Origin of the sequence: Nocardioides sp., assembly GCF_035547795.1 — a bacterium.
In the GTDB taxonomy this organism is placed as follows: domain Bacteria; phylum Actinomycetota; class Actinomycetes; order Propionibacteriales; family Nocardioidaceae; genus Nocardioides.
Genome location: NZ_DASZUF010000027.1, coordinates 1 through 6011, shown reverse-complemented (window position 1 = coordinate 6011; position 6011 = coordinate 1). Strand labels below are relative to the sequence as shown.

Here is a 6011-nt window from a genome sequence, read left to right as displayed (position 1 = left end):
GCCCCCACGTCGCTGTTCTCAGGCCTTGACGCTGCTGGGCGGCGCCACGATGCCCAGGGCGGTGGCGGTCCGGGTCATGATGGCGACGGCCTGGGCCGGGTCGTCGGCCAGCGGCGCACCGAAGCTCGGCACCATCGCGGCCAGCGCCGGCTGCCAGTCCGCCCACCGGTCGGCGAAGCAGCGCTTGAGCACCTCGAGCATGATCGGGGCCGCGGTCGAGGCGCCCGGCGAGGCGCCGAGCAGGCCGGCGATGGATCCGTCGGCCGCGGTGATCACCTCGGTGCCGAACTGCAGGGTGCCGTCGGGCCGGATCACCTGGACTCGCTGTCCGGCGGTGATCTTCTCCCAGTCGCCCTGCTTGGCGTCGGGGTAGAAGTCGAGCAGGTCCTTGAACTTCTTCGAGGCGCTGGCGAGCAGCTGCTGGACCAGGTAGAGCGTCAGCGGGACGTTGTGGATCGCGGTCTTCAGCATCGGGCCGATGTTGCTGGGCCGGATCGAGCGGAACAGGTCGAGCAGGGAGCCCCGCTTGAGGAACTTCGGCGTCCAGCCGGCGTACGGGCCGAACATCAGGTAGCGCTGCCCGCCGACCACGCGGGTGTCCAGGTGCGGGACCGACATCGGCGGGGCGCCAACGGCTGCCTTGCCGTAGACCTTGGCCAGGTGCTGGGAGACCAGCTCGGGCTTGTCGGTGCGCAGGAACTCGCCCGAGACCGGGAAGCCGCCGAAGCCGCGGATCTCGGGGATGCCGCTCTTCTGCAGCAGCGGCAGCGCGTAGCCCCCGGCGCCGACGAAGACGAAGTCGGCGGTGTAGTGGAACCGGCCGGTCCGGTTGCGGCCCATCACGTGCCAGACGCCGTCGTTGGTCTTGTGGACGTCGGTGACCTCGGTGTTGAACTCCAGGCCGGCGCCCTTGTCGACTAACGTCTGGGTGAGCAGCCTGGTCAGGGTGCCGAAGTCCACGTCGGTGCCCGCGGAGTGGTGCGTCGCGGCGATCGGCTCGGAGCCGTCCCGGCCGGCCAGCAGCAGTGGCGCCCAGCCTCGGATGACCTCCGGGTCGTCGCTGAACTCCAGGCCGGCGAAGAGCGGGTGGTCCTTGAGCGCCTCGTAGCGCGCCTTGAGGTAGGCGACGTTGTCGGCGCCCCACACGAAGCTCATGTGCGGCGTGGTGCGGATGAACGCCGACGGGTCCGGGATCCGGCCGTTCTCGACCAGGAAGGTCCACAGCTGACGGGAGACCTGGAACTGCTCGTTGACCTGGACGGCCTTGCTGATCTCGATGCTGCCGTCGGCCTTCTGTGGCGTGTAGTTGAGCTCGCACAGCGCGGAGTGGCCGGTGCCGGCGTTGTTCCACGGACCGGAGGACTCCTCGGCGAGCGCGTCGAGCCGCTCCAGCACCCGGATCCGCCAGCTCGGCTCGAGCTCCTGGAGCAGCACGCCGAGTGTGGCCGACATGATGCCGCCGCCGATCAGGACGATGTCACGGGTGCCCGAAGAATTGTCCACGTCACTGTTCTGCACTACCGGACCTCGCTGAGGGAAATCGGGACGGTCGTCTACGGCCATTATGTGCTGCACGTCATGTCGGTTCGTCCGCGGGGCCTGACGTGACGGCACTGTGGAGAAGCGCTGTGATCCGGATCACTCATGGTGTAGGGATGGACCATGACGTCCCATCCCGCCACCACCCGGCTCCGCGAGGCCCGTGACGAGCTGGTCAAGCTCCGCACGTCCTACGACGAGGCCGTCGCCACTTTCACCTGGCCCGACGTCGGCCCGACCTTCAACTTCGGGCACGACTGGTTCGACGCGTTCGCGCGCGGCAATGACCGCCCCGGCCTGGTGATCGTGGAGGAGTCGGGCGAGCGGTCGGCGTACTCCTTCGACGAGCTGGCCGCCCGCTCCGACCGGGTCGCCGCCTACCTGCGCGACCACGGCGTCGGGCGCGGGATGAGCGTGATCGTGATGCTCGGCAACCAGGTCGAGCTGTGGGAGTCGATGCTGGCGATCATCAAGCTCGGCGCCGTGGTGATGCCCACGACCACCGCCGTCGGCGCCGCCGACCTGGTGGACCGGGTGGCCCGCGGCCAGGCGCGGGCGGTGATCTGCAACGCGGCCGATGCCGCCAAGTTCGCCGACGTGCCCGGTGACTACCTGCGGATCTGCGTGGGGCGGGCCGACGGCTGGCAGGAGTACGCCGAGGCCCACGCCCGCGATGCGGTGCCCCTCGAGCATCCCGGCAACGGCTCGGCCGACCGGATGCTGCTCTACTTCACCTCCGGCACCACGTCGCGGCCGAAGCTGGTCGAGCACACGCACGTGTCCTACCCGGTTGGGCATCTCTCCACGATGTACTGGCTGGGTCTGCGCCCCGGCGACGTGCACCTCAACATCTCCTCGCCGGGCTGGGCCAAGCACGCCTGGTCCAACTTCTTCGCGCCCTGGCTCGCCGAGGCCACGGTCTTCGTCTACAACTACGCCCGCTTCGACGCGGCCGCGCTGCTCGACCAGCTCGAGCGAGAGCGGGTGACGACGTTCTGCGCGCCGCCGACGGTGTGGCGGATGCTGATCAACGCCGACCTGTCCGGCGGCCGGCCGAGCGCGCTGCGCGAGGCGATCGGCGCCGGCGAGCCGCTCAACCCCGAGGTGATCAGCCAGGTGGAGCGGCATTGGGGCCTGACCATCCGGGACGGGTTCGGGCAGACCGAGTGCACCGCCTCCGTCGCCAACACGCCGGGTCAGCCCGTCAAGGCGGGCTCCATGGGCAGGCCGCTGCCGGGAGTGCCAGTCGTTCTCGTCGACCCGGCCAGCGGGGCCTTGGTAGAGGGGGTCGGAGAGGGGGAGATCTGCCTCGCGCTGGCCGGGCCGACGGGGCGCCCGCTGACCCTGATGACCGGCTATCAGGGCGATCCCGAGCGCAACGCCGCCGCGATGGATGGTGGCTACTACCACACCGGCGACGTGGCCACACGCGACGAAGACGGCTACATCACCTACGTCGGCCGCACCGACGACGTGTTCAAGGCCAGCGACTACAAGGTCAGCCCGTTCGAGCTGGAGTCGGTGCTGATCGAGCACCCGGCGGTCGCGGAGGCGGCCGTCGTGCCGGCGCCCGACCCGGTCCGGCTCGCCGTCCCGAAGGCGTACGTCGCGCTCGCCCCCGGCCATGAGCCCTCGGCCGGGCTGGCCCGCGACATCCTCGCGTTCGCGCGCGAGAAGCTGCCGCCGTACCTGCGGGTGCGGCGGCTGGAGTTCTTCGAGCTCCCCAAGACGATCAGCGGCAAGATCCGCCGGGTCGAGCTGCGCCAGCGGGAGGCTGATTCATTTGCGGCAGGCGCCGAGGAGCGGCCGCCGGGCGAGTACCGCGACGAGGACTTCGGGCTGAGGGGGTAGACGGATGGAGTCGTACGCGAAGGGCGAGAGCACGCCGCCGCTGCCGGAGGAGACCATCGGGGACAATCTGGCCGCGACCGTGGCCCGCCACCCCGACGGCGAGGCGCTGGTCGAGGTCGCCACCGGCCGGCGCTGGACGTGGCGCGAGTTCGACCAGGCGGTCGACGAGGTGGCCCGGGGCCTGGTCGCGCTCGGTCTGGCTCAAGGTGACCGGGTCGGCATCTGGGCGCCCAACTGCGCGGAGTGGACGATCGTCCAGTACGCCACCGCGAAGATCGGCGTCGTGCTGGTCAACGTCAACCCGGCCTACCGCACCCACGAGCTGGCCTATGTGGTCAATCAGAGCGGGATGCGGATGCTGATCTCGGCGACGGCGTTCAAGACCTCCGACTACCGCGGCATGATCGAGGCCTCGCGTCGGGAGTGCCGCTCGCTGGAGAAGGTGATCTACCTCGACAGCGACGACTGGGTCGACCTGGTGGAGGCGGGCCGGGTGGTGCCGGCCGACGCGCTGGCCGAGCGGAGGGCGGCGCTGCGGCCCGAGGACCCGATCAACATCCAGTACACCTCCGGCACCACCGGCTTCCCCAAGGGCGCGACCCTGTCGCACCGCAACATCCTGGGCAACGGGTTCATGACCACCGAGACGATCAAGCTCACCGCGGCCGACCGGCTGTGCATCCCGGTGCCCTTCTACCACTGCTTCGGCATGGTGATGGCCAACCTCGGCTGCACCTCGCACGGCGCCACCATGGTCATCCCCGGGCCGGCGTTCGACCCCGCGGCCACGCTGCAGGCGGTCCAAGACGAGCGCTGCACGGTGCTCTACGGCGTGCCGACGATGTTCATCGCGATGCAGTCGCTGCCGGGCTTCTCGTCGTACGACCTCGCCAGTCTGCGCTCGGGGATCATGGCGGGCTCGATCTGCCCGGTCGAGGTGATGAAGCGCTGCGTCAACGACATGCACATGAGCGAGGTGTCGATCGCCTACGGCATGACCGAGACCTCGCCGGTCTCCTGTCAGACCCGGGTCGACGACGACCTCGACCGGCGCACCGCCACCATCGGCCGGGTGCACCCGCACGTCGAGATCAAGGTGATCGACCCGACCACCGGCCGGACGGTCGAGCGCGGCGAGCCGGGCGAGTTCTGCACCCGCGGCTACTCGGTGATGCTGGGCTACTGGGACAACCCGGAGAAGACCGCCGAGGCGATCGACGCCGACGGCTGGATGCACACCGGCGACCTGGCGGTGATGCGCGAGGACGGCTACTGCAACATCGTCGGCCGGATCAAGGACATGGTGATCCGCGGCGGGGAGAACATCTACCCGCGCGAGATCGAGGAGTTCCTCTACACCCATCCCGACATCGAGGACGTCCAGGTGGTCGGCGTCCCCGACGAGAAGTACGGCGAGGAGCTGTGCGCCTGGATCAGGATGCGCGCCGGCGCGGCGCCGCTGGACGCCGCGGCCGTGCGGGAGTTCGCCAGCGGGCGGCTGGCGGCGTACAAGATCCCCCGCTACGTGCTGGTGGTCGAGGAGTTCCCGATGACGGTGACCGGCAAGATCCGCAAGGTGGAGATGCGGGAAGTGTCGAAGGTCAGGCTCGGCCTCTAACATTCGCCCATGCCGCAGCTGACCTCCGAGCATCGGGCGTGGATCGACGAGGCGGTGCGTCGTGTCGAGGCGGATGCGCAGCGCTCGGCCGACACCCATCTGCACGCGCTGACGCTGCCCGGGCCGGCCGGCGTCGACCTCTACCTCAAGGACGAGTCGGTGCACCCGACCGGCTCGCTCAAGCACCGGCTGGCCCGCTCGCTGTTCCTCTACGCGCTGTGCAACGGCTGGCTGCACGCCGGCTCGACCGTGGTGGAGGCGTCCTCGGGCTCGACCGCCGTCTCCGAGGCCTACTTCGCCCGGCTGATCGGGCTGCCGTTCGTCGCGGTGATGACCGCCTCGACGTCGCGCGAGAAGGTGGCGCTGATCGAGTGGTACGGCGGGCGGTGCCACTTCGTGGAGACGGCCGGTGAGGTGTACGACGAGGCCCGCCGGCTGGCGGCGGCCTGCGACGGGCACTACATGGACCAGTTCACCTATGCCGAGCGGGCCACCGATTGGCGCGGCAACAACAACATCGCCGAGTCGATCTTCGACCAGATGTCGGCCGAGCCGCACCCGGTGCCCGCCTGGATCGTCGTCTCGGCCGGCACCGGCGGCACCTCGGCGACGATCGGGCGCTACCTGCACTACAAGCGGCTGCCGACGCGGCTGCTGGTCGCCGACCCGGAGGGGTCGGCCTTCTACCAGGGCTGGCTCGAGGACTCCTCCGAGCCGACCGCGGCCGGGTCGCGGATCGAGGGCATCGGCCGGCCACGGGTGGAGCCGTCGTTCGTCGGCGGGGTGGTCGACGACATGGTGCAGGTGCCTGACGCCGCCTCGATCGCCACGATGCGTTGGCTCTCGGCGCGGATGGGCCGCCGGGTCGGTCCCTCCACCGGCACCAACGTCTGGGCCGCGCTCGGCGTCATCGGCCGGATGCGTGCGGCCGGCGAGTCCGGCAGTGTGGTCACGCTGCTGTGCGACGCGGGGGAGCGCTACCTGACGACGTACTTCGACGACG

The 6011-nt window shown here is 70.1% G+C and carries 4 protein-coding genes; 3 read left to right on the top strand and 1 reads right to left on the bottom strand.

Annotation, left to right across the window (positions count from 1 at the left end; genetic code table 11):
• Positions 1 to 18 precede the first annotated feature (18 nt).
• A complete protein-coding gene (locus VHA72_RS02350) occupies positions 19 to 1503 on the bottom strand; it encodes a malate:quinone oxidoreductase (protein WP_325572841.1) in 1485 nt (494 codons plus the stop codon).
• Between the two features lie 159 nt (positions 1504 to 1662).
• Between VHA72_RS02350 and VHA72_RS02345 the strand changes: the two genes are divergently transcribed.
• The 3 genes from VHA72_RS02345 to VHA72_RS02335 form a co-directional block, all read left to right on the top strand.
• A complete protein-coding gene (locus tag VHA72_RS02345) occupies positions 1663 to 3390 on the top strand; it encodes an AMP-binding protein (protein WP_325572840.1) in 1728 nt (575 codons plus the stop codon).
• A 4-nt stretch (positions 3391 to 3394) separates the two neighbouring features.
• Positions 3395 to 5008: an AMP-binding protein gene (locus tag VHA72_RS02340; protein WP_325572839.1), complete on the top strand. Its 1614-nt coding sequence runs from the start codon at positions 3395 to 3397 to the stop codon at positions 5006 to 5008.
• A 9-nt stretch (positions 5009 to 5017) separates the two neighbouring features.
• The coding region (locus VHA72_RS02335; protein ID WP_325572838.1) for a PLP-dependent cysteine synthase family protein at positions 5018 to 6011 on the top strand (994 nt) is incomplete at its 3' end.